This is a genomic window from Blautia sp. TM10-2, from assembly GCF_003480845.1.
Classification (GTDB): domain Bacteria; phylum Bacillota; class Clostridia; order Lachnospirales; family Lachnospiraceae; genus Fusicatenibacter; species Fusicatenibacter saccharivorans.
Window position 1 is genome coordinate 171853 of record NZ_QUJZ01000003.1, and the last position, 25742, is coordinate 197594.

A 25742-nucleotide genomic window follows, 5' to 3' on the forward strand; every position below is an offset into this window, starting at 1 on the left:
AGAGTCGAGAAGGAGTTTTGTAGTCATGAAAAGCATGCTGACTACAAGGCTCTTTTATTTTTCCCTTTTTTTTTAATTCTATTGTTAAAGAACTTTTTAACTGGGAGGTGAACTACGTGAAATCATTTTTAGCATTTAATCAAAATGCTGTTAGCAATTTTTTGTATTTGTTGAGTAGTAATGGATTTTCCTTTTTATTGGTGTTTGGAGTCCTTGGAACCATATTATTGCTGCTCAAAGAAGAATATGACATTGCTGCCAGAGATGAACATGGAGTGATTTGAAAGGAGGCACGTTATGCGTAACGATAACGAAATCGTATATCGCCAAAACATGACGAGAAATGAAGCAGTGCATATCTTGAAAGCAATTGCTTTCCCGATAGCAGTGTTTTGTCTTGGATTATTTACGATCAACATGTTTGGTGAGTTCGGAAAAAAATTGATTTGTCCATTATCGGGCGCTATGTGGGATGTTGGTGTTTTAGTCGCGCTTTTAATGCCTAGTCAGAGAAAGGATGCTCTAAACCACATGTTAATTGTATGCGCGACATATTATGGCACGTTGATTACGGTTCACGCAGTATTAAGCGTTGTGTCTGGAGTCTCATCGGAAATGATAGCAGCATCTTTCGAACAAGCCATTCCGACATCAACAGGAAATGCTATTCCTGGGTATTTACAGACGATGATGTGGTTTACTGGCGTTTTAGTTCCTCTTGGCGAGATTGGATATCAACTGAAACGATTATTTCAGTTTAAAAAGCAACAGACATTGGCAAAAACCTTTGCACAAAAGCGTGGCCTTCGAAATGGAGGGCGAAGCAACAGCAATATTTTATAAAATGAGAAATGAGGTGAAAATGTGCTTTCACTATTCCAAATCAAGCAAATATTACATCCGGTTACAGAGACTCTTCCGACAGATGACTTTCGCATTCTGGATTCGTGGGCTGAATATGATGAAAACTCCTCGAAAGATCCAGAAAAACGCAATCTGCAATATCTGTGTTATGAGATGGAAGTTATGAATCCATCTACTGGCGAACGTATCCATTGCTATAAGGCTATAAAAATGGCACGAGTAATCCGGCTGCCGGCGGATGCCAAACAGTCAACAGCACTAATGGATATGCAGGAACAAGTATTAACTGCAGTCAATCAGCAGAATGCCAACTTAATTACAATTATCGCCAATGTACTAAAACCAGTAGCGGTTGGATTGCTATACATCTATGGAATTCAAGGTGTAGCGTCTACGATCAACAAAGCAAAAGAAAAGGCAAAACACGGATTCCTTGGCTTTGTCGGATCAATGCAGGGAACTTTTCGGGTATTAGAGATGCGATGTGCAAATGCCGAAGAAACCGAATGGTTGAGGGAAAAGATGTACAATATGGATTACCTCACCGTAGTCCGCGGTATTCCCAAAGCAAATAAAGCTGGGGAGGATGCCGGAAATAAAGGAATGGGCGGATCTAATGTAAACCCAGATTCACAAGGTACCTTGGAAGAAATTATTACAGGTATGGCAGATTATGAGTACGTTCTGGAAATCCTTTCAACTCCTGTACATACAGATACATTGATGAGCTGGCAGCGCCAATCTCAGGTTGAAATGACAGATTGGTATGGACAACTGCAGGGAACGAAATCCTTAAGCCTAAATTTGTCAATCCCGATGATGTATATGGCTAATGCATCCCAAAGTCAGGGATGGAGCAAAGCATATACGGATGCCAATACAGTAAGTTATGCACGAGGAGAGTCTTTTACGACATCCCAAGGACAGTCTGTGGGACAGTCATTATCTCAGACTTATGGACAATCTATGGGGCAGAGTCAGGGACAGTCTATTTCTAATTCCTACTCTCAAGGAGTATCACATACACAGGGGGTAAGCTTTGGTCAGACCTTTGGTCACTCAATTGGGCAGAGCAGCGGATTTTCCATAAATCAGTCGCACGGAACTTCTTCCGGAGTATCTTTTGGGCAGAGCCAAGGGGTTTCAAATGGGTCCTCCTTTGGACAGAGCCAAGGGTCATCGAGTGGAACCTCCTTTGGGCAGAGTCATGGAACTTCAAGCGGAACTTCTTTTGGGCAGAGTCAGGGGACTTCGAGTGGAACTTCTTTTGGGCAGAGTCATGGAACTTCATCGGGATCTTCCTTTGGCGTATCGAAAAATGAATCGACAAACGTTGGAACTTCTGTGAATCATGGCGTAAGCCAGAATACAGGAATTTCTCAGGGACAATCCCAATCTTTCAATCAAGGAATTTCTCATAGCTATGGAACCTCTCAGAATCAAGGGATTTCCCAAAGCACCAATATTTCTCAGGGACATTCGGTATCGCAAGGAAATAGCTATAATATGAGTTATGGCCAAAATACTTCGCAATCACATAGCGTTGGGAATAGTCAATCCTATGGCTGGAGCCAAGGCCAGAGTATGAATCGGGGACAATCTGCTTCCTTTGGACAATCTTCATCTTCAAGTTTGAGTCAGGGAGTCTCATCCTCATCCTCATTTGGTATGAGTGAAGGTGTTAATAGCAGCCATGGAAGTTCTGCTAACTACGGACAATCATCTTCAGCAGGACATAGTTCAACATTTGGCGGCAATTTTGGCGGTTCATTGGGGCTTCCGTTTGGAACAGCCAGTGGAAATGCGTCTATTTCCGGTAGCAGCAGCGATTCAGCGTCATTTGGAGAATCATCATCCAATGGCATCAGCAATAGCGTTGGACAAAGCCATGGTACAAGCTTTGGGACATCCTCTGGTTCCTCTATGAGCAGCGGAGTCTCACATGGACAAAGTACATCTCAAGGAGCGTCTTTGTCATATGGCAGTTCTGCGGGCATTAGCGGCAGCTATGGAGCCAATGAAAGTTATGGAACTAATATTGGTCAGAGCATCAGCCAAGGCTGGGGAGCTAATCAATCAGTCAGCGATTCTTACAGCATCGGAAATGGTGTAAGCCAATCCGTAAGCCATGGTATATCGGAAAGTGCGGGCTTATCGCAGTCTTATGGATATGGACAAAGCAGTAGCATTAGTAATTCTGTCGGTGTTTCGGATAGCATGGGAATGTCTTATGGTCATGGAGTATCAACGGGTATCAGCGCATCACAGAATGTTGGACAATCGCAGAGTCAGAATTTCGGCATGAATTTTGGACAGTCACAAAGCCAAAATATGAGTCAAAACTATGGACAATCCGCAAGTCAGAATTTTGGACAAAATTACGGAATATCCAGTGGTGTAAATTATGGTCAAAATTATGGCCAATCCGTAAGCCAGAATGTAGGACAGAATTATGGAATATCTGATAGTGTAAGCTATGGTCAGAACTATGGACAATCCGAAAGCTACTCGCAGTCTCAAAACTATGGACAATCTGAATCTGTTGGTCAGAGTGAGACGTTTGGCAAATCGGTAGGACAGACACTCACAAATTCTGTGTCACAGTCAGCTTCCACAGGATATGGACAAAACGTTGGAAATACAGAAAGCGTGTCCAATGGAAACAGCTATACAACTTCCAATGGGTCTTCACAAGGAACCAGCAACGGAACAACCGGAACATCTTCTATGGGAACCAGTAGTTCTATGGGCTTGGGACCATCTATTGGATACAGCAAATCATATCAATGGCTGGATCAGGGAGTCAAAGATCTGCTTGAATTGATGGAATATCAAAATGAGCGTATAAAAAAAGCATTGCGCGGACAGGGAGCTTTTTATACATATGTATACATTGCGTGTCCGAGTTTGGACGCTCTTTCCACCGCACAGGCAGTTGCAAAGTCAACATGGCAAAACGAGTATGCGATGGTAAACCCAGTTCAAGTTCTTGACTTAACTGAGACAGAGCAAAAACATTTGTTATATCACTTTTCAGCCTTTTCTGCAGACGTAACCAGAGAAAATGTATTTGGAGCAGAAGAGTATAAATACTGTACAGTCCTGCTCCCGGAAGAATATGTTGCATACACGCATCTGCCGCGTGTCTCAGAGGGAGGCGTATTTTCGATTGTACAAGATGTTCCTAAATTCTCAGTTCCAGCACGTATGCAGGGAGACATATATATGGGAACCATTCTTAATCCAGAACGTTTTACTTTTGAGCATGGTTATCGAACAGCATTTGACTATAGAATCGATGAAAACAATTTAATGCATGGATTTTTTACAGGAGCATCGCGGTCAGGAAAAACTGTGGCAGCTATGCGTTTTATCGCGGAATTATCAAAAATCCGGCGAAAAAAGACAGGAAAGAGATTACGAATTGTTGTTATGGACCCGAAACAGGATTGGCGTACCTTGGCACGTTTTGTGGAACCAGAACGCTTTAACTTCTATTCTATGGGAAATCCTAATTTTAACCCAATTCATATTAATCCTTGGAAAGTGCCTCATGGTGTTAATCCGCAGGTTTGGATAGACGGAGTTATTGATATTTATTGCCGGGCTTATGGATTATTAGAGCGTGGAAAGCAAATGATTGCAGACGTTGTTTACGAACTGTATAAGGAAAATGGAGTATTCGATGTTTCAGGATCGGATAGCGAAAGTAAGGATTTAGTGGCTGAATTATCATCAAGAGTTAATTTTCAGTCTATATACCGTAGAATGGAGGAAAAGCGAGACAAACTCACAGGGGCAGGAAAATCAGGAAACGACACGAAAGATGCATATGCACGATTGATAGAGCGTCTTTCCTGCTTCTCAAGAGAATATTCCATCGAATCCAAGCTGTACGGCAGCTCAGAAGGCATTGCTATTGATGATTTGATAGGAGCTGATGAGGTTACTGTTTTAGAGTCGAAAGGTCTTGAAAACACGTTCAAAAATTTCATCTTTGGTGTTATTACAAGTGGATTCTTTAAGTTTGCATTAGCGCATGAAGGCGGATATTTGGCAGATGATCAATACGAAACTGTTCTTGTATTGGAAGAAGCCAACGAAGTATTAACTGGAAATGATTGTGCAGGTACTGGCGGCGGACAAAATTTTGGCATGTCCGGACAATCCGAATTTGAACAGATTTTGGATCAGTCTGCCGGATATGGATTGTTTATTTTTGCAATCACGCAGAAAATAGCAGATATGCCATCTTCAGTTATTGCTAATAGCGGACTTGTATTTGCTGGGCGACTCAAACGGACAGATGATATTAATGTTGTCGTACGAACGGTTGGCCGTGAAGAACGCATTGACGATCGTGATCTGGTCAAATGGTTTCCAAGAAGTCCTACCGGATGGTTTGTTTGCCAAACCTCGAGAACGTTTGACTTTAAAGATGCGGAACCCATTCTTGTACAGATCAGCAGATTGAACATTAATCCACCATCTAATATCGAGCTTGATGAGATCCTGATTCAGAAAAAGGCGAAAACGATTATGTCAGCTTGATGTTTCCTATAGAAAAAGCAGAGATGGGGAATGCAACAAAACCTAAATATCCTGAGCAGTGATTCCTGTTCAGGATATTTTTTCACTTATTAAAATTTTTTTTACAATACTATAAGAGAAGGAGGAACCAACATGAATTCAAAAAACAGAAAAATCCTTATTATCCTTATTATCGCTATTTTGGTAGCGGCAGCAGGTGGTGTTTCGTTATACCTCTATTTGACACCACAAAAGACAACCGTATATGTCTTTAACTCGAATTACGAATCAGGTACGGCATTGACAGAAAAGATGCTTACTCCTATTCGTTGCGATTCCAAAATTGTTACGGCTGGTAAAACGGCAGATGTAAAATCAAGATTCATCACTGGATCAGAGTTGACAGAAGTGTTAAATTCCGGTGATCACCTTCGCATGGATGTGGCAGAAGGTATGCCATTGACACGTTCAGAACTTTTTGTGAATGGTGGATCAGACATTGAAAAAAATATTCATGCTGGAATGATAGCGGTAACAATTCCATTGGATTCTGTGACAGGGGCTGCCGATGGCATTAGGGAAGGGTCGCATATTAACATATATGCCACAGGTTATGATGATAGCGTAGGAACAACATTATTGTTTCAAAACATGAGCGTTATCGCCGTAGAACGAAGCGAAAAAGGAACATTAACATCAGCCACAATAGAAGTAGACGCAGAACAATCCTTAAAACTGATTAATGCACAGAATAATAGTACATTGAATCTGGCTGTTGTTGATAGTACCGATTATCAATATACGGATGAGGAAACACCTACATATAATCCAAACAAATAATACATATCAACTGCCCATTTGGGCAGTTGATACATTATAGAAAGGAGAAGCTACCTCTTAACAGGAGCTATTTACAGATGAAAATATTATTAATTGACCAGAATTATTCTTTCACAACGGATATTGAAAGTCGAATGATTTTGAGTGATGATTTTGAAACAGAAATCATTACGTTGAATAATGTCAATGAGACACAGGCAAAGCTTAAAATGTTTTCGCCGGATAGAATTGTATTGAATGCGGATATTCTGCAGTATTATCCAGATTGGGATTATAATATTCCTGTTACATGTTATGCCAGAAATGTAGATACATTAAAACTTGCTGCTGAAAAAGGAATCTCCTGTTATGGCATTGTAAAGTCGGCATCACAACTTATTGATGCTATCCATAATAATTCAGTTATCACAATTCAACCGGATAGAAGCAAAGTTGAAAATTCCCGCGAAAAAACACTTTCTACATCCAGAATGCCATCGGTAAATTCGGAAAGCTTTCGGGACAATCGTCCAGAACGTGTGCCTGACAATAGAAAAGATTCTATTGCCCAGAAAAAATCTGTATTATCTGATGATATCTATACTGGTGCAGTACAGTACGAAGAGGAGGATGAAGGCGAAGATATTATCGAATCAAGAGAACCTGCTCGTGTAAAACGCCCTTCTCAAGTTCAACATTCTGAACCAATAGCTCGGAATGCCGAAAATACCAGATATTATCAGGAAATACCGGCATCAAGGAAAACGCCTGTCATGGAAGACGATACAGATGATTCGAATCAGGAAGAGGATGATTATACACTTGACTTACGGAGCAGGATGGCGAAAGTTCGGGAACAGGAAAAAATTGCCGAACAGAAACGAAAAGAAGAAGAGAAGAAGAAACAGGAGTCAATGCTTGAAAAACAGATAAGTCAGGAAGTTGGAGATACCAAAAAACGTGCCAAAATAATTACTGTGTATTCCGCGAAAGGCGGCGTTGGAAAAACAACAATTTCTTGCGAATTGGCATCATACCTTGCGCTTACGGAGCATGGCCGCGATAAATTTAAGGTCTGCATTGTCGATTATAACATTGACTTTGGGGATGTTATGGGAACCTTGCTGTATGATCCAAATAAAGCGTGCATGACCTTATGGGCTGACGAAATTCGTGGGCAATTGGAACGCATGCCTGTAAACAAGCATGGCCGCCACACGAAAGAGCAGTTGAATTCGATTCAGTATTCTGCTACACAGATCGAACGATTTCTGCAGAAGAATGAAGCATCCGGACTGTATGCACTCCTGGCACCGACCTCGAATGAAGACAGTATGGATATTTCAGGTGAAGAACTTGAAATTATGCTGAATAACATTGTTGAAAACGGAGGCTTCGATTTTGTTATTTGCGATACGGGAAACAACACCCGAGATTCGTCTTATATGACGCTTCTCAAAGCAGATCAGGTATTTCTTGTACTTACGCAGAACTTCAATACCGCCAACTGCAATAATTCGCTGTTAAAAATGTTGGATGCCCTGCATTTTGATATGAATAAAATCGGCCTCATCATCAACAAAGTACAATCTAAAAAATCAGTAGGGTTGGGAACGGATGAGCTGGAAGAAACATTTATTAATCCGTTGACAAATAAGCCCTATCCATGCATTGCACTTATCAAAGATACAAATGATATTCGACGCGCGAGCAATAATGGAGAACCGCTTGTATATAGCCCTAATAACGATTTTACGAAAAGTATTGGAAAGATCGTATCCCAAATTGTTGATGAAGAGCATGCTCTTGAACAACCGGAAAAGAAAGGATTGTTTGCACGGTTGTTTGGAAAGCGAGGATAGATATGTCATTTTCACAGTCTTCTTCTCCGACACTGATGAAGGAACAGTATCAGAAAAAGGAGAATGAAAAACAACGCATTATTGAAAAAATTGGATCTGAACATGTGCAGCCAACAAAAGAAGAACAGGACTATGCTACAGATGTTATTAAGATTATTTCTGAACAGTTTTCCGAGGATCTGATTACAAAAAACTTGGATGATCTGGATGCACCTATCAGGAGGGCAATCGCAGCCGAATGTGAAAAGCTGCAAGTTACCTTTGAAGTTCAGAAACGCATTGAAAAAACGGTCGGAATGATGGTTCTGGGCAATGGTCCTATTGAAGAATATCTGCAAGATCCCGAAGTTACAGAAATTGTTGTACAACGATATGACAATATAGTAGTCGAGCGTCATGGAAAAGTAGAACCAGTTCCGACTATTTTTAATAGCGAGGCTCACCTTCAGACCATCATCAAGCGAATTGTCCAAAAGGTAAATCGCCAGATAAATATTGGTCATCCAATTGTAGATGCACGGCTTCAGGACGGAAGCCGTGTAAATGCAACCATTCCACCGGTTTCCCCGGATGGCGCAACACTTACAATCCGTAAATTTTCACAATCTGCACTTACTGGGGCGGACTACGTAAGAATGGGATCTATGAATAGACAGATGCTGTACTTTTTGACACTCTGTGTGAAGGGAAGATTAAATATTTTTGTCTCTGGTGGTACTGGTACAGGAAAAACCACAATGCTGAATATGCTATCGTCTTATATTGCAGAAAATGATCTGATTATTACGATAGAAGATACCTTGGAATTAAAATTGCAGCAGAAAAATGTCCGAAGAATGGAGGTTCGGCTTTCAAGCACAAAGGATATGGAAATGGTTGACCAGAAATCGCTCGTTAAAGCTGCTTTGCGTCAACGTCCAGATCGGATTATTTTAGGTGAAGTACGTGATGAATCCATCATAGATCTGGTTTCTGCTATGTCAACTGGTCATGAAGGGAGTATGAGTACCATACATGCAAACAGCCCCAGAAACATGTGTGATGTGCGAATTCCGATCTTGTACTCCTACGATAAGAATGCAGATTTTTCCGAAAAATCTATAGCATTGCAAATTGCGGAAGCTGTTCAGATAATTGTACAGCTGTCACGCTTTCCTGATGGCAGCAGGAAAATAACAGCAATAACAGAGGTTGATGGACTGGAAAACTCTGGAAAATTACGACTTAATGATATTTTTTTGTATGATCGACAGAAAAAAATCTTTCATGCAACTGGTAACGTTCCTAAGACTGCTATTAGGAAAATTAGGGACCATGGTATTTCCGTAGACGAAACCATTTTTCAGATTAATGTACCAAAGGAGGAAATTAAGGCGTGAGTCTTTCTATTGTTATCGCATTATTTTGCTCTTCCATTATGTTATTTTCGCTTTTTTTTATTGCGAAAGTTCACTGCTCGGAAAGTCGCGTCAATGTAGGTGATGATTTCATTACCGTATTCCTAAAAGATCGGGAACGCGTGATAAAAAAATCAGGTTCTCGGATGGCTATTAGTACATATTTGCTAATTTTGGGCATTTCGCCATTAGCGGTAGGCGCATTTGTATATTTCTTCTCTCAAAATGGCCTTTTTTCTATCTTAATGGCATTTATGGGATTTCTGATCCCGGACATTCTTCTTATGATAATTCGAAATAGCACACAGAAAAAATATGAGGAGCGTTATGCCAGAGCTTTAAACCAGATGGGATCTTCTCTAAGAGCGGGGTTAAGCATTGCAAGAGCAGTAGAAGATGTTGCTCAATGTAAATTTGTCCATCCGTCAATGCAAAAATGTTTTGCTAAGTTGTCAGCTGATCTCCAAATGGGGCTTCCTGTATCGGAAGCTTTTCAAAGAATGGCGGATGATTGTGGTAATGAAGATGCACAAGATGTTGCACTTGCAATTGCTGTACAAGATACAGTTGGTGGACACGAAGCAGATGTGGTGTTGTCCATTGCTAAAAACATTGAAGAAAGAATTATGATGCGCAGGGAAATTAAAAGTATTTTTGCTGCAACAAGTGCGATGGTTTGGATGTTTGATTTTATTGCACCTGGTACTATTTTGTACTTTTGCATTACCAGTCCATCCTATATTGACACTTATTTTCAAGACTCTATTCATATTTTGATGTTTGTGATAATCTTGTGTATGCCATTTGTAGGATCTATCATCAACCATAAAACACTTAAACGAGTACAGAAAGGGGTGTGATTTTATGGAATTTGATGCACTTTCTATTTCTATTTTACTGGGGATAGCTATTTTTCTTTTTATTATTTTTATATCAGCGATCTTCTATAATTTGGAACATAAAGGGACTCGTTATGCCAGCGAACACCCGGACGATTGGCTATTCCATGATTTTGACTCAAAAATGTATAGTGCAATTTACGGATATGAAAAGCCAGATACTGTAGCAAATAAATTTGGAATAAAAACGGAGAAATATTATCAGAGTTGCAGTTTAGTAAGAAAACAACCAGATATGAAGCGTATGGTAATGAGATATACATATGCAATTATTTTGCTTACGATTTGTGGAGTGTTATCTATTGTATCGTCCATGTACTTTATGCCTTGCGGGATTTTGGGATTTTTTATTCTAGTTGGCTATGAACAAATGACCCTAAATGCAAAGGCGGAATCTATGAAAGCTCAAATAGCAGATGAATTGCCACGATTTCTGGATCTGCTTCAAGCAGAACTGCAGATCGGAATGCCTATTGAAAATGCAATGCTGGTTATTTGTGAGAAATTTCCATCATTAATTTCAACAGAATTTCTGAGGGCGCTTAGTGAATCACAAATGGGAGCCTCCGGCTGGCAGCAGGCCATGGAAGATGTCGCAGCGCGATATGATGAAGAAACATTAAGTGATTTTGTTCTTAACGTTTCGACTTCTTATACCAAAGGTGTTTCGATTGCAGCAACCGTATCCCGAAAAGCGGAAGATATTAGGGAAACCCATGTACTGGCGGTTAAAGAAAGAGCTGGAAAGGTTACAAATACAATTTTACTGCCGATGGCTATTTTCCAGCTTATGCCGATGATCGTATTCTTAATAATTCCAATACTATCAGAATTAACAGGGACACTTTTTTGAAAGGAAGGAAATACATATGATAGCAGAAATACTACTCATTGTTTTAAGCGGTGTTGCAGCCGTATTTGATCTGGAATACAGAAAAATCCCTAACCTCGTAATTGCAACAGGCATTTTTTGCGGATTGTTTTTATGCCAGGAGCCAAAGACAATTTTAATCCGGTGTATTGGTATAGTATTTGTATTTCTTTTTGGAATGTTTCAGCTTATGGGTATGGGAGATCTCAAATTATGGATGGCAATTGTAGCATTTGTGGGATTTTCCCGTAGCTGTTTCATCATTGTTGGCGCAGCTATACTATTATTGGGATATGCATGGTTTTTTGTACCCGGTTCGAAGCAGACAATAAAATTAACCTTACGACAGTTGTCATTAAAAAATGTACAGGTATTTGAACAGAAGGAGTTTCCCTTTGCCCCGTTCATTTTTGCCTCGTGCGTATTATATGGTATTTTGAGGAGCCTTCACGTATGTTAAAACGATTTCGGAAGGGGGCGGGAGAGTTTATCGGCTACAGCATCTCAATCCTATTCCTTACGATTTTTTATATCATCATCCTAAACTCATTGATCCTTAATAATGCCGAAAACGTGATGGAAGAATGTATCTTGAGTGTCGGAAGGCAGGTTGTAATCTGCGACTCACTGGAACAGGCACAGGAGCGAGTGCAGGATGCTGCGGAATACTATCTGGAACGCGAAACTCGGGTCATTGATCATTCATCAATTCAGGCAACGGTCGATTATGCACCAGGCTATGAAAGTAAAGATCATGTCTGGAAAAAAGGAAAATTTATTCAAGTGACTGTAACTGCAGATGTGCATGGATTTACACAATGGTTTAAAAAGCCGAAAACAGTCCGTTGCATCATGATGATTGAAAACGGGGGTGAAAGTTCTTGAAGCTGAAGCGTTTACGACGAGGCAATGGGGTTTTTATCTATGGCTGCTTTATGCTGTTACTTATCTACGCTCTGGTCATTGGCGTTATTCAGACATATGCAATTCGTCAGATGGCATTGAAAGCTCAAAATGCAGTGGATTCCATCGCTGATGGGGTTGCAATATATATGATTCAGAATGATGGTGCGTCCTATCAGGAAGCATATACGCAAGCTGAGAAGCTTAAGAAATTATTGCAGTCCAAAACCAATATAGATATTGTCGATTTACAAATGGATGCAGATGCATTTGAAAAAAACAAAATCAGAGTGACATTATCTGTAGGACAGTGGTATTTACCTAGTTTGGCATCCATTCACTGGGATCAGGACAAGACAAAATATCAAATTCAAAAAACAGCGACAACAGAATTTATTTCTTCAAACAGCTATGGTACAGGTGCAACAGCGCAAGGAACAGCTATCGTGCAATTTGCATTACAATGGGTAGGAAATCCCTATGTTTGGGGAGGAAATTCACTTACGAATGGTATTGACTGTTCGCATTTTGTATGGCAGTGTCTTACGCATTGTGGAGTATACAATGGTCCATATGCGACATCAGGTGAGTGGAGATCTTTAGGTCAGCCTGTCGCAGATTTGGCGCACGCAAAAGCTGGCGATGTCTTATGTTATGCTGGACATGTCGCAATTTATGATGGAAATGGTATGATTGTGGAGGCGAAAAATGAAACAGCGGGAATAACACATGATCGAAGCGCAGATTGTCGCCCAATTCTTGCGATTCGAAGATTTACAACAGATTAGAGGAATAAGCGATGGAAAGATTACGATCAGGAAATGGAGAATTTCTCGCGGCTGCGTTTATGAGTGTGTTTATCACTTCGATGGTGATATTGATAATTGCAGTGATGCAGATCAATTTCTCAATGAATAATCTGTCAAAAGCCATAGTATCATCGTCCAGAGCTGTAGCGGTGTGTGCAACAAAGACAAATGCCGAAAAACTATCACTGGAAGTGGCGCAAGCGTCGATTGAAAATCAGAATATATCAGATATTAAGGTTGTACTTGAATATGCAGATTCAAATTGTAATAAATGGGTTACTGGAAATCAAGTTATTATAACCGTATCCGCTTACGTAAAAACAATGTCTCCGTTTTTGTCCGGTGAACGAAGCATTGTACATATGGTTACTATAGAAGATTCTGACGAATTAGTTGGAAATGGGAATGCCGAGAAAATATGGAACTATCTTCTGTCACATGGAATTACACCCGCAGGAGCAGCCGGTATACTTGGAAATATGGCGAATGAATCCAGTACAAACTTAGATCCTACCTTGTTAGAAGAACAGGCTGTTAGAAGAACAAGGATTACGGGGCAAATGTATACGCAAATGGTAGATTCCGGTGAAATATCAAGAGCAGAAGTTATTAGCAGCTCCAGATTTGGCCTTTATTCCGGTGGAAGATATGGATATGGAATTGTCCAGTTTACAGATCCAACAATTAAGGAATATTTGTGCCGTTATACAATAGATAAGGGAAAGAGCATTGGAGACTTAAAGGGGCAATTGGATTCGCTGATGGCGTATTTGCAGCAGTATGAGCCTGCATTGCTTAATACCCTAAAATCCATACAGGATGTGGAAGCCGCATCTACTGCCTTTTTGACACAATATGAAAAGCCAGCCAATATAGAGCGTGAAAAAGGTGAACGTGCTTCAGCTGCACAATTATATTATCAACAATTATTATCTAATTGATACATCTCTAATAAGAAATAAGACCGTATTCGAAAGAAATGAGATTCCCATCAAAATTCTTCAAATACGGTCTTATTTTTACTGGTTATTTTTTATGACCTCAAAAATATAGTTTGTTATGTTTTCTTCGGTATTAAGGTTGTGCGATGCATAATACGCTTCAACGGCAGCTTCCTGATCAATTGAGAGGTTGGTTATATATAATAATTGGTTGCGACTTACCATTTCCAAAATTTTTGGAGAATATATACCAAACGTACGAAGAGTGAGATCTATAGCCCGGCGCTCGTCCAGCGAAATCTTAGACATTAACCAACCACTTTGACTTGCAATGCCATTATCGAGTAATATGTAATCTGGTTTATTATACATGTTATGTATAATAGGGTAAATTGGTCCATTCAGAGATACCTGACACTCATCAGGAATTAATTGCTTCCTATTCAATGCGTAATTTACTCCGCTTGAGAAAAATAAAAGGCATTCTAACGTTGTCGGGGTAATTTTTCCTACGTGTGTTAAAATATAATTTGCAATTTGGTAGATTTTAGAATCACGAATGCTCGATAATTCATGATACCGTTTGCAAATTTTTCCTATATGCTAAGTTTGTAAGTTTAGATTTATGCTTTTCTACACAATCAAGAAAGAAAGATTCATCATTCAGGAAGCTCATTAATATTTCTGAGTTCGCGGAACATGGCATGACTCCTTCATAATATCTTTTTACGCTAACCTTTCCGAATCCGGCAACAATGCTCAAAGCTTCCTTTCCGATATTATATTTCCGTAGTATTTCATTTGTTTGGCTTAACGTGATAATTCCCTTTAAGCGTTTATCAATTTCACTTTTGTATTGCTCTTTTTTGATGTAGCATTCCGAATCTGTTGCAACTTCGGAATCACAATGCTTACATATGCCTGTCCTATAACGTAAACAGATCTTTTCTCCCTTATACCATTCGATATGCACCTTATTTCTTATGGTACAGGGGACATATTCATTGCAATTTTTACAATAGCCAAATTCTTCCATGATTTTTCTCCAATCAATAATTCTTCCTATATAGTATTGAGAAAAAAACTGGAGAAAGGATTCACGTACAAAAAAATCCAGTATAATTTTATTTTTTTCTTCTTTCACAATACTATAGACAGACATATAGATTGGAAAGGAGGCACTATCATGTTTAAAAAATATGTCAAACAGTTTCTTACAGATGAATCCGGAATGGAATTGTTGCAGCTTGCTATTGTTGTCGTAATCACAGTAGGATTAATCGGTGTAATGACGAAATTGATGAACACGGTTCGTGAGAACATCAGTAAAGCCAATGATAATGCAAACACCGAGATGCAGGGCATCCTCAGAGATGCGAATTCTGATTCCTGATTTGGCACAACAAGACCATAGTTCCAGTAAAATCGCTGTGAGCTATGGTCTTATTTTGGAGGAATACTATATGCAGAGAAGAAAAATCCAAATATGGTTAGGAATATTGGCAATATGTACATCATTGGGAACACCCATATCGACCTATGCTGATACCCAAGATGTCACAACCAATGTTGGCGATAAAACGACCATAAAATCAGACGGAAGTGACAAAGAAACGACCAATGGTCAAGAGGATTCTTCAGATACAACATCTGGGGGTGATACAACTGTACATTACACAGAAGCGCAGTTGAAAGCAATGGACGCAAAAAAGAAATTGAATTATGAATTACGTTCAATTTTAACGGAGGTCAGGAAGAATGCAGACGAAAACGGAATGTTTCACAGTCCGAATTCGTCCATCAAGGATATTGGGTATTCTTATGGAACCGTTGATGTAAAGAAAGATCAGATCGATCAGATTTTAGATTATTTAAAAGACTTTGAATCCGTTTTAAATAAGGATAATAATCGTCAGGATTTTGATGTTATTAGTTCTGTCACTAATCCAATTTTCGATAATATGCACATGCCAAAGAAGAGCTTTAGTGAACCTACAATAGAAGATGGCGGCGGGAAAATTGCGCTTATGGATAAAAATGGAGATTTATCCTTGATTGTCAGTGCGTCAGATGCGCCGTCAGATGGCTTATTAGCCACATATGAGAAAAGTCTACAGACAGATCAAGAAAATGGAAATAAAGGGCAAGATTCGGAATCTTCAAGCAATGCTGAAGATTCAACGGATAAGAATACAAATGGTCAGAACGGATCAGATAGTAATAAGGGAGACAATCAAAATAGCTCTTATCTTACAGGAAATAGTGCAGACGACATTCTGCTTCGGCAGGTTATGGATGCTATTGCAAAGAAAATGGGATTTTCATTTTCAGACGATCAATTTCTTACGAAACTGATTCAACAAGATGGTAGAAATTATTTGCTGATATTTCAGAATAAGAAAGATCCACCTTTTAAACTGATAGAAGGTTCTAGTCTAAACCAAAACTCGAACACAAATTCATCAAATAATAGTACCGGAACTTCAAATAATGGTAATAATAGTAGCGGCTCAGACAAGAATAGTTCCAACACTGGAAGCAATAGTTCTTCTTCTGACAATATTTCCTCCGTTACGCAGATTCCAGACTACAAAGATGGCTCTACGACAATGCCGGGAGTACGTGATGACCTTGTGGATGGGGGCATGAATGCATTTTACACAATAACGGATACATATGAACTATTCTCCAGATTTTCTGGCAGCAATGCAATGAATAATTACTGTACACTGGCTTATATCAAAGATATTCATGTTGACAGTATAAGAAAAAACGTTATATTGAAGACAAACTATAAGTCCAATGTCAGACGATGGGTAGTGGAAAAGGATGGAGGATCTAAAGTGGTTGTCCAAACGGATGATCCAAAACATCAATTTGATTTTTCAACAATGGACCCAGGTGAATATACTGTTACAGCATATCAAAAAGTAACTTACACAGTTGGAACCAGTGTGAAGTATGATATATGCGAATATCTCTTCGATCCAGTTACGAATGGTCTTATTTATTTCAACGAACAGACGGTCGAAAATGGAACAAATAAGTCCTTGAGCTTGGACACAGTTACCAAAACAGGTTATGTTGCCACTGGTGATGTATTTCGAATCCATGTCAACAATCTGGGAAAAGTGGAAACGGTCAGCCCGTCAACCAATAGAACTGAATGAGTAAACAGATTGCCCCCGCGAAAAACGGGGGCTTTAATTTTGTGATGCAAAGCTTCGAAACAGGGAAATACATGTTTCCGGAAGGTCATCGGATATCGTTCTCTGCTCGTAAGCAATATTTAAAGAAAATAGATGTGAGCCATCCCATATAAGGCATTCGACAATCTGCATTTGCACAGAATCTACAACATACGTAGCTTTTGCAGTGGCTTTTGCATCAGAAGCCTGAAAGCTATTCATCATAAAACTTTGCTTGTCGCTTCCAATTAACTGTGCCATATCTGTTGCGGTCATAGAGGACAGACTGCTGTCATAATCCTGCATCGTTATTGTCATAGACGCATTGCTCGATTGATCCATTGCGACGATCGAATTAGATGATGTTCCTAAGACCCATGTGTCCGGGTATGCAAATTCAAATTGATCTGCTGATAAATACTGCAATGCGTAGCCGTCCGGAATGGGATTTTCTGCGTTCCAGGAAAAAGAATTCAGCATTTTTTCTATATAAGGAAGGATTTTTTCGTAAATTTCATCGTTAAATATGCAGGATAATCGTATAATATGCTCCCGGTCCCAATAAACTTCTTCAATATAATCGTAAGTGCTATTTTTAAGATCTTGATACATCACTTCATAACTGGATGCGCTTTTTCGTGTAAAATTTTTAAAAGTTTTTCCATCTTGTGTGATTGACGCGGAGAGAGTATCTACGGTAACGTTATTAATCGCGGGATTATACGCGAAAACCTCCATGCGTATCGTAGCTCCAGAAGGCTTGTGGATGTAAGATACAGTATCGTGGTCTATAACCTGTGTCCAATCTTTCGGAATGCTGATTGAAAAATGATATGTATTATCTGCGTAGATTTGCGTTTCGATATTGTCTTCTTCACTTGAGCTGTCAGAAAGCGTTTCCTGTTGGACGACATCTGTCGAAGTGTATACGGCCAGAGTATTGTTTTGCTTGTTTTGCCCAATGACTGCAGCAACAATAGATATGCCTAAAAAGGCGAAAAGAATTACCTTTCCATAGGTTTTGAAAAAGCCATTCTGCATAATCGTTCCTCCTCATGGCTAAATAGAGTGTATGTTTAAACGTTTTGTAAATACAAAATTCAATTTTTTAGCAGTTAAATTTTGACTTCTAAAATTGCTATTGTAATATTGTTATATTGTCATGTTTTAGTGTAATAATATATAATATATAAATTTTAACTACTAAAGTTGTTTTTTTAATTTTAAAAGTCGATTTTAGCAGTCAAAATTCGACTTCCATTCTGTTTCACTTCTTTTTCTCAAAAGCATAACTTTATCACGTTATATCATTAAAGCGAAGCTTGGATAGAAAGATACACGAATCTTAATCATCTGTTAGCAGTTAAAAGGAGCGATTCCATGTATCCCATGTTATATTGTCTCTGGTAGAAGTTGTTGAATTTATTGCTCTCATCAATGCAATCCTGAAGTTTATATTCTATTCCAGTAATAGCTGGCTGCTCTGTCTCTTCAGTACCAGACGAAGCAGTTTCTTTTGTGGAACAATCACTGTCGTTTAAAGTATGAACTGTAGTGTCTGCTATGGCATTATCCGTGTTGCTTCTTTTGGTATGTTTTTTCGAATGACGGCGGCGATAGGCATTATAATCATTTGCCCATCTGGAAATTATTTTGAGATTCATATATGTAGGTGGATATTTTTTTCGGATTTTTTCAATCTGGTATTTTATGACTTTTGCACCGTAGATATCTACCAGCATTTTGTAATCCTCCAACGGCAAAATATGACCATCGTTGCCAATTATAAGGTTTCCATCAAGAACAGGATATTCGTCAATTTTGGTGATATCTGAGTCCTGTTGTTTTACAGGTGTTTCTTTTTGAATTTTGGGGTTAGATGTTGTAGAAGAATACAATTTTTTTGAAAAAGTTTCCATAAAGGTTTGAATAAAAGCTTGCATAAAATCTGCTTGAGGTTGTTGCAAAGACAAACAATTTTTCGTGGCGTTTGACACTTCTGTAAAGTTTTCTGAGTGAGAGCTTGCAGAATCCACTTCTATGTTTGCCTTTAAATTAGTCTCTGCCAATGTGGATGGTAAAATATCACCTTGGGGTTGAATCGGTTTCCCATCAGTGCCATAAACAGAAATTAAGGTTTCTTTTCTGCGTGCCACGAAACGTTCAATTAATCCTATATCTTGGAGGCTGCGAAGCGCTTTACCGGCAGTGCCTTCTGTGCAGTGTAATAGTTTGGCTGCGTCTTTTTGCGTGCATGATATGTATTCCTGACCTGTAAGGGCTTGTGTATACAAATGCGCATACAGCAATTTTGCATCGGAAGTTAATTCACAATACGGTGCTTTGAAATAAAATTCACTAGAAATAATAATTGTTTCCATAGATAAACCTCCTTAGTACCTTTAATTTTGAACCGAGAATGTGTCCGCAAGACAAATTCATAGTTATAGTATTGAAAAAAAAGTTGAAAAAAGAATTCTCATGTACGAAAAAATTATTTAGAAGCAAATTTACCATTCTACTAAGTGTACGGAGGTGATAGATATGGCAGATAATAAGATAGAGATCCTTACTTCAAATGCCAAACAAGTTATCAATGATTATGTGCTTGGTACAGATACCGATTTTCAGAAGGTTGAAAACGCAATTCAAGAGCTTGCAGAGAATGATACTTCTACGCTTAACTGGAATTCATTGGAAAACTATCCGGATAGATCGCATGATTACCAATTTTCATATAATAATTCAGACGGAACTATAAACATATGGGATACCGAATCTGAAAGCTATCTAAGTCCATCTGAATTTTTACTAAGTGAACACTCAGATCGTCAGATGGCATGTGATCAGTATGCCCAGCATCGTCTGCAGTTTCTTGAGAACACACCTGAAGCATTAAGAGACTGTGTTTCTAACATATTTCAGACTTTAAAAGATTACCATTTGGACGTAACTATTTTGTCTGTACCTAATAAGACAGGCTCTTTGGACGGAAAGGATTTTTTCGCATTTGATGTGAGTGGAGGACGGGAACAGATTTTTCATAGCCAGACAGGTACATCGATCGGACTGAAAGAATTTCAGGAAACATTGGAACAACTGCAATTTTGGGATCATGAAGAGGATTCTACATCAGATGAGCGAATTAATCGTATTCTTGATGCAGCAGCAGATAATCCTGCGCGTCTGCGTATGGAAGTGAATTTCCTTTTTGATGATAAGATTCAGCCGAATGGAGTTGATTTTGATGAAAATGCGTCAATTACATGGACAATTCGTGGAAATCATGAAACAGAGACATTTATTTTGACACGAGATCCTGATACGCATGAAATAACGGCATATGAAGCGAACCATGGAGTCTTGAATATCGAACAGTTACAAGAAGAAGCCTCCCGGATTGGCGTTGCAGATGTGTCGCTTTCCAATCGTGTTACTTCAGATGAATACACGCAGTTAGATCATATGCAGACTATGGAAAAAGCGTCAGCCAAAGCAACTATATCGGCGGTAACAATGGAACGTGGTTTGCGCGGAATGGGATCGCTGACTTGGCATATGCATGGCACAAACGGGCAGGAAGATTTCTCCTTAGATGGAAATAGAGATGGATCTCCCATTATACGGGACAAAGCTGGAAAAGAATATGATATAGATTCTATGTATAATAAGCTGGAAGACATCGGATATTTTAAAACAGCAGATCCAGCTCCCGTCGATATGTACGCGCTGCCAGCAAGAGAAGAGTTACCGACTTACAATTCGTTATTTAATTTTTTCCCTCCAGAAGTTCGGAAGAATATGGATGCAGATGAAATAAAAGAAATACGAGCGTCCAATCCTTATTATGGCATAGTGGATGGAATTGATATGACACGTAAGACAATTCCAATCCATGTGGATAATGCAACGATTCGAAACCTCTTGGGAGAATCCTATCAAGATGCCACTATAGATCGTATGTCCGTGTCTACTCAATACGGAAATTATATCTCAATAGAAGGCGTAAAGTTCGGTATTACAGACCGTATTTATCTTGATGGCGACATCACGAAAAAGGATGGGGAAAAAGAACATATCAATGCTCAATATGCTATCCGGGCAGATGGTGTGTATGTGTATTCAATCGGTCAGGATCAGGTATCAAGTTCGCACAAAATCAGAATTGTTACTGGAAATGATGCTCCTGAGAAGATGGTTCCGTTTGATCGCCTAAGCTTATCACATCGAAAAAATTGGTTTGCAAATGATGTAAAGGCTAGGATAGAACGGTTAGAAAAAGGATCACCAGAGCGGCTGGACCAATTCAAACAAACGCCTATGTATAAAGGCTATGAAAATTATCAGAAAATACAGGAACTATTAGAGGAGTCAAAAACACTCGTGGATTCTGCAAAAGCAGATGGAGATAAGGCTATTGAAGAGTTATCTCCGGAAAAGCAGAAAGAATATGCTTTGGCCGTGCATGATTATCAGGAAGCAGTTTCTGCCGTTGAAAAAATTGTAGAAACAAAATTTGCAGCAGCGGTTAGAGATATTGTTAATAATGCGGTCGATGAAATAAAAGAGAGTGTTATGCTCGGCGGAAACATGGAGAAAAAATTTGATTTCTATCTGGATCAGAGAAATCAAACTATGGATATCCGTGATAAACTGACCGAATATCGAAACACAAAGCTAGATCGAATCCATGATTTTCAAGAGCGTTATACAAATCAAGGAAACAATATCATTGACAGTCTTGATTTTGGGCGTTTTGAAGATGCAGAAAAGGCAGTTGCAGCCTTTGGCGAATTGAGAGAAGAATACGCGGCATATAAAAAAGATTGCGCGGATGTGGAGAGAGTGCAGCCAACGATAGAAAGAGCTGAAAAATATCTTGACTTGTGCGATGCAATTATATCAAGTGCAACCAAACAGGATGCTTTTTCAAAAAGAGATATGGGACAATTTTTGGCGGATCATGGTCCGATGCAGACTTTGCGGGAATATTTATACTTTGAGGCTCGTTTCCCCATGGGATGTGATATGAGAGATTATGCTTCTGCATTGAAAGACTCTTTACGCGATGTGGACAAGCTGGAAGTACAAGAAAAGGTAGATGCTTATAACGAACGGCAGACAGATTCTGCGTATAAGCTTCATATTGGTGATGACGGTGGTATATATACCAGTTTTGGCTATCGTATCAGTTATGACTATCATGATACAACCAGAAATGTAATGCACTATTATACAGAGCGTGAAGACGGCAACACCTATATGCAGATTGATGCGCCAACATACTACTACAAAGAATCAGAAAACAAGATAACGACAGATGTCAGCAATGGACATATTCCCGTCTCTTCGAATGCCCCGCTAATTGGAAGAGAGGTCGGCGTTGATTATACCAATGCCTGGAATGCGCTGCGATATACACTTCCGGAGAGCGGGAATACTACAATGGCAGATATTTTAGAGTCTGTAAGAAGAGATTTTCTGGGAAGTAAATCAGCAAATCAATACGATTACATTCGTAAGGATATGGATGTTATTGGGCATCCGGTGGAACGTTATCGCCCGATAATTGACGATATACTAAAATCTGAAAAATCGTATACATTTGACGAAATCAAAGAAAAATTCATGGACTTAAAAGAAAACACCATGGATAAAGTTGAAAAAAATACACCAGAAAATTCCACGGCGGACTCCGAAAAGAGTGAATCTGGCATAGAAAAAAACAGACAGTATAATCTGATGACGCGGGCTGAGGTGAATTTGGAAGGTCAATTACATTTGACGCAAGAGAAAGTTGAAGCGTTAGAAGTTCAGGCAGAGAAAATAGCATCGTCCAAAGGAACAAGTATTGAAGTAGAAAAAGGAAATTTGATTCAGGAAACGTTCGAAAAAATAAAGCCGTATTTGTCCGGGCTAAAAGAATTGCAAGGGAAAATGGAGGGAATGCAGGATCGAATTGGAGATTCCCGTTTACTCCGAAGCAATACTTTTTACCAAGATTACAAAATGCAATATGATTTTTGTGCTAAAAAGGCACTTGACCTTGGTGCAGCCTATGGAAAGGATCAGGTTATTAAGAATTATATATCCAATAATGACTTAAGAATGGATCGGCAGGAGTATTATAAAACGAACTACTATACCAGTCTTGAGCAAAGAATTCTTTCGGGTGGACAAGAGGGGCTTGAAAAATATGAAACCGAAAACGGAAAGTCCTATACATATGGCACTAAATATGATCTTAGTGCTTGGGAAAAGGTAGGAAACTTTTTTGCATCTACGATATTTCGCCCGTATTTTCGCAATATTGAGAAAACGATTGATCGTGATCCTCATGCAAAAGTTGCTTACGAAACAGTCCCTGCAGTTGAAAAGCCCGAGGAAAATCCCGTTGATACTTCCTCAATGGTAAGCGGAGGAGCGCAGGGAGGCGTTACGACGGAGAATCAAGCTGCTGATGGTATGGACTCGAAAAATTCAGAAGAATCTGGAGCTTTAGCGGATGAAAAGAAAGCAGAAGAGGAGCAGCATATGGATTTAAAAGATGCGATTGAGCGTGAGAATCAGGACACAAAAGACGATGCTATGGTTGCGGAGCAGACCAGAATGGAAAGTCAGGATAACGATCAGGACAATATGACCGAGGCTGCAAATTCAAAGGATAATAGCGAATCCGTAGTGAACGGTGAAGAAGTTCATGAAATCCCGGAATCTGATGTATTGGAAACTGCTGAAATAAGCAGCGCGGATGAGGATGTGACAGCAGATTTCGAAATAAGTCAGTCAAGAGATGAGCCAGAATCTGATTCTGGTGCAATGCCAGAAAGCCTGGATGTTCAAGATAGACAGGAGGAACTGTTAATAGGGAGTGTTGGTGAAGATCATTCAGATAGTGATTCATTTTCAACGGCGGATGCTAAAAATGACACGTTTGAACCAACAACTGATGATGCAACATTAGAACGTGGGGAATCACAGGCGGAAAGCCCAACGATAGGATCTGAAAATGCAAATAGTTTCCATGAAGAGTACAAAGCACAATTTTCTGACTGTCTTAATGCGGCAAATGCATTAGATGATGTCCTTTCACAAGCAATAGAAGACGTTTTTTCAGATGAAAATCTTGGATATATGGATATTGTAAACGCAGCCGCGGATGCAATCACAGATCATTATAATTCAGATACGCCGTATTCCGAAGCTGCTGAATCGAGTGCAGATCTCGTATATGAGGTTACTGATTTGGACGGTAAGCCAATGGATAATATGGATACGATGGCTGAAAAATTACAGCAAAATGGACTTTCTGCAGAACATGTCGATCATTTATATGAGTTGGCAAGCGACCGATATGCATCTCCAGAAGAACCGTTTGAGCAACCAGATCCATATGAAGGCTTTATGGATCTGGATTCTGGTGTGACAGATTCAGTAGATAGGGTAGATATGTCGCAATCATCATCCGTAGATGCACAGCAGAAACTGGACTTTTATGAACCAAACCAGTTTTTAGATCAAATGAGCAATGATTTGGATTCCTATGTTCAGGCTATTGAGCATGCGGAAAATATAGGAACAGATGTTCCGGATACCGCGTTATCGGATATTGTTGGCTCCAGTTTTTCCGTAGATAGCCTGAAATCAGCAATTGATTTAATAGAAGCGGAAGTCAAAAGCACGGCGGATGATGATAGAGATGCCCAAGAGACTATGGATACAGATCCTGTTTTATCGGAAGATATCCCTGAAAGTTCCATAGAGCCAGAGGTGGATGATAGTTTGGATGCAGACGAGTGGAGGCGATATTTATGATGATTCAGATTCTCTTTGTACTTGTGTTTCTAGTGTTTTTCTTTATTGGCGCAGGAATCTCTATAAAAATAATTGCAGATGCGAAACGATTTAATATTCATTTTGAAAAATGTAGAATGGAAAAGCGAAAACAAAAAGAAAAGGGATACCGAAATAAGCGAGGATCAATACATAACCGTTTTACACGCCGGGAACCATATACTGATTTTATATGTATGACAGAAGGAAAGAATTCAGAAGCTCATGTGAAACATGCTCGTGAAAAAGAAGATTCTGCATATCATTATCCTAAAAAGGATGACTAAAATAGAACTGGGCCAGCATTGTCTGGTCCAGTTTTGTATCTAATTTTGAGAACAATTTTCAATACTATATATATCGGAATAGAAAGGAGGAACTGGTATGCAAAACATTAAGGTATCAAAAGATTGTTATATTCCAAAAGATAACATCAAATTATACATAGCATATGATAGTAATGCTGTGCGGAAAGATGTTCGTATCAAAAGAAAACAGGGGCTTATATACGACTATACAAATGGGAAAAAAACTATGTCGGTTATATATCTTAAAAACGGGGAGCTGGTATTAACCCCTGTTTCCGTAGATACATTGAATCAGCGAATGGAAAAGGAGTGATTGATTTGAATGATTTTTCAACTTTGATTGCGGCTGGCGCGGCAGGTCTTATGCTGGGAATTGTGTCTCCAGTGGCATACTTAAAAGTTCGAAGAAAAAAGAAAAAATATCAGTTCAAGTCAGAACCTGTTTCTAAGAAGATTACGGCGGACCGCAGGTATCTGAATGGCAGGCGTGATCACTCAACAGAGGAATACTAGAAAGG

21 protein-coding genes are annotated in these 25742 nt (G+C 39.3%); 18 read left to right on the forward strand and 3 right to left on the reverse strand.

From position 1 onward, the window contains the following. Positions 1–116 precede the first annotated feature (116 nt). The 12 genes from DXD92_RS18470 (at position 117) to DXD92_RS04190 (ending at position 13895) form a co-directional block, all read left to right on the forward strand. The gene (locus DXD92_RS18470; protein WP_158568362.1) at positions 117–284 is read left to right on the forward strand and encodes a hypothetical protein; all 168 of its coding nucleotides are present in this window, start codon (positions 117–119) and stop codon (positions 282–284) included. A 13-nt stretch (positions 285–297) separates the two neighbouring features. Further along, complete coding sequence (locus DXD92_RS04120) at positions 298–843, forward strand: hypothetical protein (RefSeq protein WP_117802248.1); 546 nt, start codon at positions 298–300, stop codon at positions 841–843. Positions 844–864: 21 nt separating this feature from the next. Then, the gene (locus DXD92_RS18350) at positions 865–5415 is read left to right on the forward strand and encodes a serine-rich protein (protein WP_158581763.1); all 4551 of its coding nucleotides are present in this window, start codon (positions 865–867) and stop codon (positions 5413–5415) included. Between the two features lie 132 nt (positions 5416–5547). Beyond that, a complete protein-coding gene (locus DXD92_RS04150; protein WP_117802242.1) occupies positions 5548–6234 on the forward strand; it encodes an RcpC/CpaB family pilus assembly protein in 687 nt (228 codons plus the stop codon). Between the two features lie 77 nt (positions 6235–6311). Beyond that, positions 6312–8075 (forward strand): AAA family ATPase, encoded by a 1764-nt coding sequence (locus DXD92_RS04155; RefSeq protein ID WP_117802241.1) that lies wholly within the window; start codon positions 6312–6314, stop codon positions 8073–8075. Between the two features lie 2 nt (positions 8076–8077). Further along, a complete protein-coding gene (locus DXD92_RS04160) occupies positions 8078–9454 on the forward strand; it encodes a CpaF family protein (RefSeq protein ID WP_118640139.1) in 1377 nt (458 codons plus the stop codon). Beyond that, positions 9451–10332 (forward strand): type II secretion system F family protein, encoded by an 882-nt coding sequence (locus DXD92_RS04165; RefSeq protein WP_117802239.1) that lies wholly within the window; start codon positions 9451–9453, stop codon positions 10330–10332. The genes DXD92_RS04160 and DXD92_RS04165 overlap by 4 nt, the downstream gene beginning before the upstream one ends. 4 nt (positions 10333–10336) lie before the next feature. Beyond that, positions 10337–11224 carry a type II secretion system F family protein gene (locus tag DXD92_RS04170; protein ID WP_117802238.1) on the forward strand — a complete coding sequence of 296 codons (888 nt, stop codon included), beginning with the start codon at positions 10337–10339 and terminating at the stop codon, positions 11222–11224. A 16-nt stretch (positions 11225–11240) separates the two neighbouring features. Further along, a complete protein-coding gene (locus DXD92_RS04175; RefSeq protein WP_117802237.1) occupies positions 11241–11702 on the forward strand; it encodes a prepilin peptidase in 462 nt (153 codons plus the stop codon). Further along, positions 11696–12127, forward strand: a complete 432-nt coding sequence (locus DXD92_RS04180; protein WP_118640140.1) for a hypothetical protein — start codon at positions 11696–11698, stop codon at positions 12125–12127. Before DXD92_RS04175 ends, DXD92_RS04180 begins: the two co-directional genes overlap by 7 nt. Continuing rightward, on the forward strand, positions 12124–12933 hold the full coding sequence (locus DXD92_RS04185; protein ID WP_118640141.1) for a C40 family peptidase: 810 nt from the start codon (positions 12124–12126) through the stop codon (positions 12931–12933). Before DXD92_RS04180 ends, DXD92_RS04185 begins: the two co-directional genes overlap by 4 nt. 11 nt (positions 12934–12944) lie before the next feature. Beyond that, a complete protein-coding gene (locus DXD92_RS04190; RefSeq protein WP_118640142.1) occupies positions 12945–13895 on the forward strand; it encodes a phage tail tip lysozyme in 951 nt (316 codons plus the stop codon). Positions 13896–14466: 571 nt separating this feature from the next. On the opposite strand, the gene DXD92_RS04200 is transcribed toward DXD92_RS04190, so the two are convergent. Beyond that, positions 14467–14931 carry a hypothetical protein gene (locus tag DXD92_RS04200; RefSeq protein ID WP_118640144.1) on the reverse strand — a complete coding sequence of 155 codons (465 nt, stop codon included), beginning with the start codon at positions 14929–14931 and terminating at the stop codon, positions 14467–14469. A gap of 150 nt (positions 14932–15081) precedes the next feature. Between DXD92_RS04200 and DXD92_RS04205 the strand changes: the two genes are divergently transcribed. Continuing rightward, the gene (locus DXD92_RS04205; protein WP_117802233.1) at positions 15082–15288 is read left to right on the forward strand and encodes a hypothetical protein; all 207 of its coding nucleotides are present in this window, start codon (positions 15082–15084) and stop codon (positions 15286–15288) included. Between the two features lie 70 nt (positions 15289–15358). Further along, the gene (locus DXD92_RS04210; RefSeq protein WP_118640145.1) at positions 15359–17065 is read left to right on the forward strand and encodes a hypothetical protein; all 1707 of its coding nucleotides are present in this window, start codon (positions 15359–15361) and stop codon (positions 17063–17065) included. Between the two features lie 33 nt (positions 17066–17098). Here DXD92_RS04210 and DXD92_RS04215 read toward each other — a convergent pair whose 3' ends face one another. Together DXD92_RS04215 and DXD92_RS04220 are read right to left on the reverse strand one after the other, a co-directional pair. Continuing rightward, complete coding sequence (locus DXD92_RS04215; protein ID WP_118640146.1) at positions 17099–18124, reverse strand: hypothetical protein; 1026 nt, start codon at positions 18122–18124, stop codon at positions 17099–17101. A 308-nt stretch (positions 18125–18432) separates the two neighbouring features. Further along, on the reverse strand, positions 18433–19464 hold the full coding sequence (locus DXD92_RS04220) for a hypothetical protein (RefSeq protein WP_118640147.1): 1032 nt from the start codon (positions 19462–19464) through the stop codon (positions 18433–18435). Positions 19465–19627: 163 nt separating this feature from the next. Here DXD92_RS04220 and DXD92_RS04225 point away from each other — a divergent pair, with 163 nt between their 5' ends. From DXD92_RS04225 to DXD92_RS04240, 4 genes are all read left to right on the forward strand, one after another. Beyond that, complete coding sequence (locus DXD92_RS04225; RefSeq protein WP_118640148.1) at positions 19628–24898, forward strand: hypothetical protein; 5271 nt, start codon at positions 19628–19630, stop codon at positions 24896–24898. Continuing rightward, on the forward strand, positions 24895–25203 hold the full coding sequence (locus tag DXD92_RS04230) for a hypothetical protein (RefSeq protein WP_117802228.1): 309 nt from the start codon (positions 24895–24897) through the stop codon (positions 25201–25203). The genes DXD92_RS04225 and DXD92_RS04230 overlap by 4 nt, the downstream gene beginning before the upstream one ends. Positions 25204–25300: 97 nt before the next feature. After that, positions 25301–25537 (forward strand): extracellular matrix/biofilm biosynthesis regulator RemA family protein, encoded by a 237-nt coding sequence (locus DXD92_RS04235; RefSeq protein WP_117802227.1) that lies wholly within the window; start codon positions 25301–25303, stop codon positions 25535–25537. Positions 25538–25542: 5 nt separating this feature from the next. After that, positions 25543–25737 (forward strand): hypothetical protein, encoded by a 195-nt coding sequence (locus DXD92_RS04240; RefSeq protein WP_117802226.1) that lies wholly within the window; start codon positions 25543–25545, stop codon positions 25735–25737. Positions 25738–25742 lie beyond the last annotated feature (5 nt).

Bases quoted from the DNA above. Each gene is read 5' to 3' on its own strand.
- DXD92_RS04120 (WP_117802248.1), top strand. From the start codon at position 298: ATGCGTAACGATAACGAAATCGTATATCGCCAAAACATGACGAGAAAT.
- DXD92_RS04150 (WP_117802242.1), top strand. From the start codon at position 5,548: ATGAATTCAAAAAACAGAAAAATCCTTATTATCCTTATTATCGCTATT.
- DXD92_RS04155 (WP_117802241.1), top strand. From the start codon at position 6,312: ATGAAAATATTATTAATTGACCAGAATTATTCTTTCACAACGGATATT.
- DXD92_RS04160 (WP_118640139.1), top strand. From the start codon at position 8,078: ATGTCATTTTCACAGTCTTCTTCTCCGACACTGATGAAGGAACAGTAT.
- DXD92_RS04170 (WP_117802238.1), top strand. From the start codon at position 10,337: ATGGAATTTGATGCACTTTCTATTTCTATTTTACTGGGGATAGCTATT.
- DXD92_RS04175 (WP_117802237.1), top strand. From the start codon at position 11,241: ATGATAGCAGAAATACTACTCATTGTTTTAAGCGGTGTTGCAGCCGTA.
- DXD92_RS04180 (WP_118640140.1), top strand. From the start codon at position 11,696: ATGTTAAAACGATTTCGGAAGGGGGCGGGAGAGTTTATCGGCTACAGC.
- DXD92_RS04190 (WP_118640142.1), top strand. From the start codon at position 12,945: ATGGAAAGATTACGATCAGGAAATGGAGAATTTCTCGCGGCTGCGTTT.
- DXD92_RS04200 (WP_118640144.1), bottom strand. From the start codon at position 14,931: ATGGAAGAATTTGGCTATTGTAAAAATTGCAATGAATATGTCCCCTGT.
- DXD92_RS04205 (WP_117802233.1), top strand. From the start codon at position 15,082: ATGTTTAAAAAATATGTCAAACAGTTTCTTACAGATGAATCCGGAATG.
- DXD92_RS04210 (WP_118640145.1), top strand. From the start codon at position 15,359: ATGCAGAGAAGAAAAATCCAAATATGGTTAGGAATATTGGCAATATGT.
- DXD92_RS04215 (WP_118640146.1), bottom strand. From the start codon at position 18,124: ATGCAGAATGGCTTTTTCAAAACCTATGGAAAGGTAATTCTTTTCGCC.
- DXD92_RS04220 (WP_118640147.1), bottom strand. From the start codon at position 19,464: ATGGAAACAATTATTATTTCTAGTGAATTTTATTTCAAAGCACCGTAT.
- DXD92_RS04225 (WP_118640148.1), top strand. From the start codon at position 19,628: ATGGCAGATAATAAGATAGAGATCCTTACTTCAAATGCCAAACAAGTT.
- DXD92_RS04230 (WP_117802228.1), top strand. From the start codon at position 24,895: ATGATGATTCAGATTCTCTTTGTACTTGTGTTTCTAGTGTTTTTCTTT.
- DXD92_RS04235 (WP_117802227.1), top strand. From the start codon at position 25,301: ATGCAAAACATTAAGGTATCAAAAGATTGTTATATTCCAAAAGATAAC.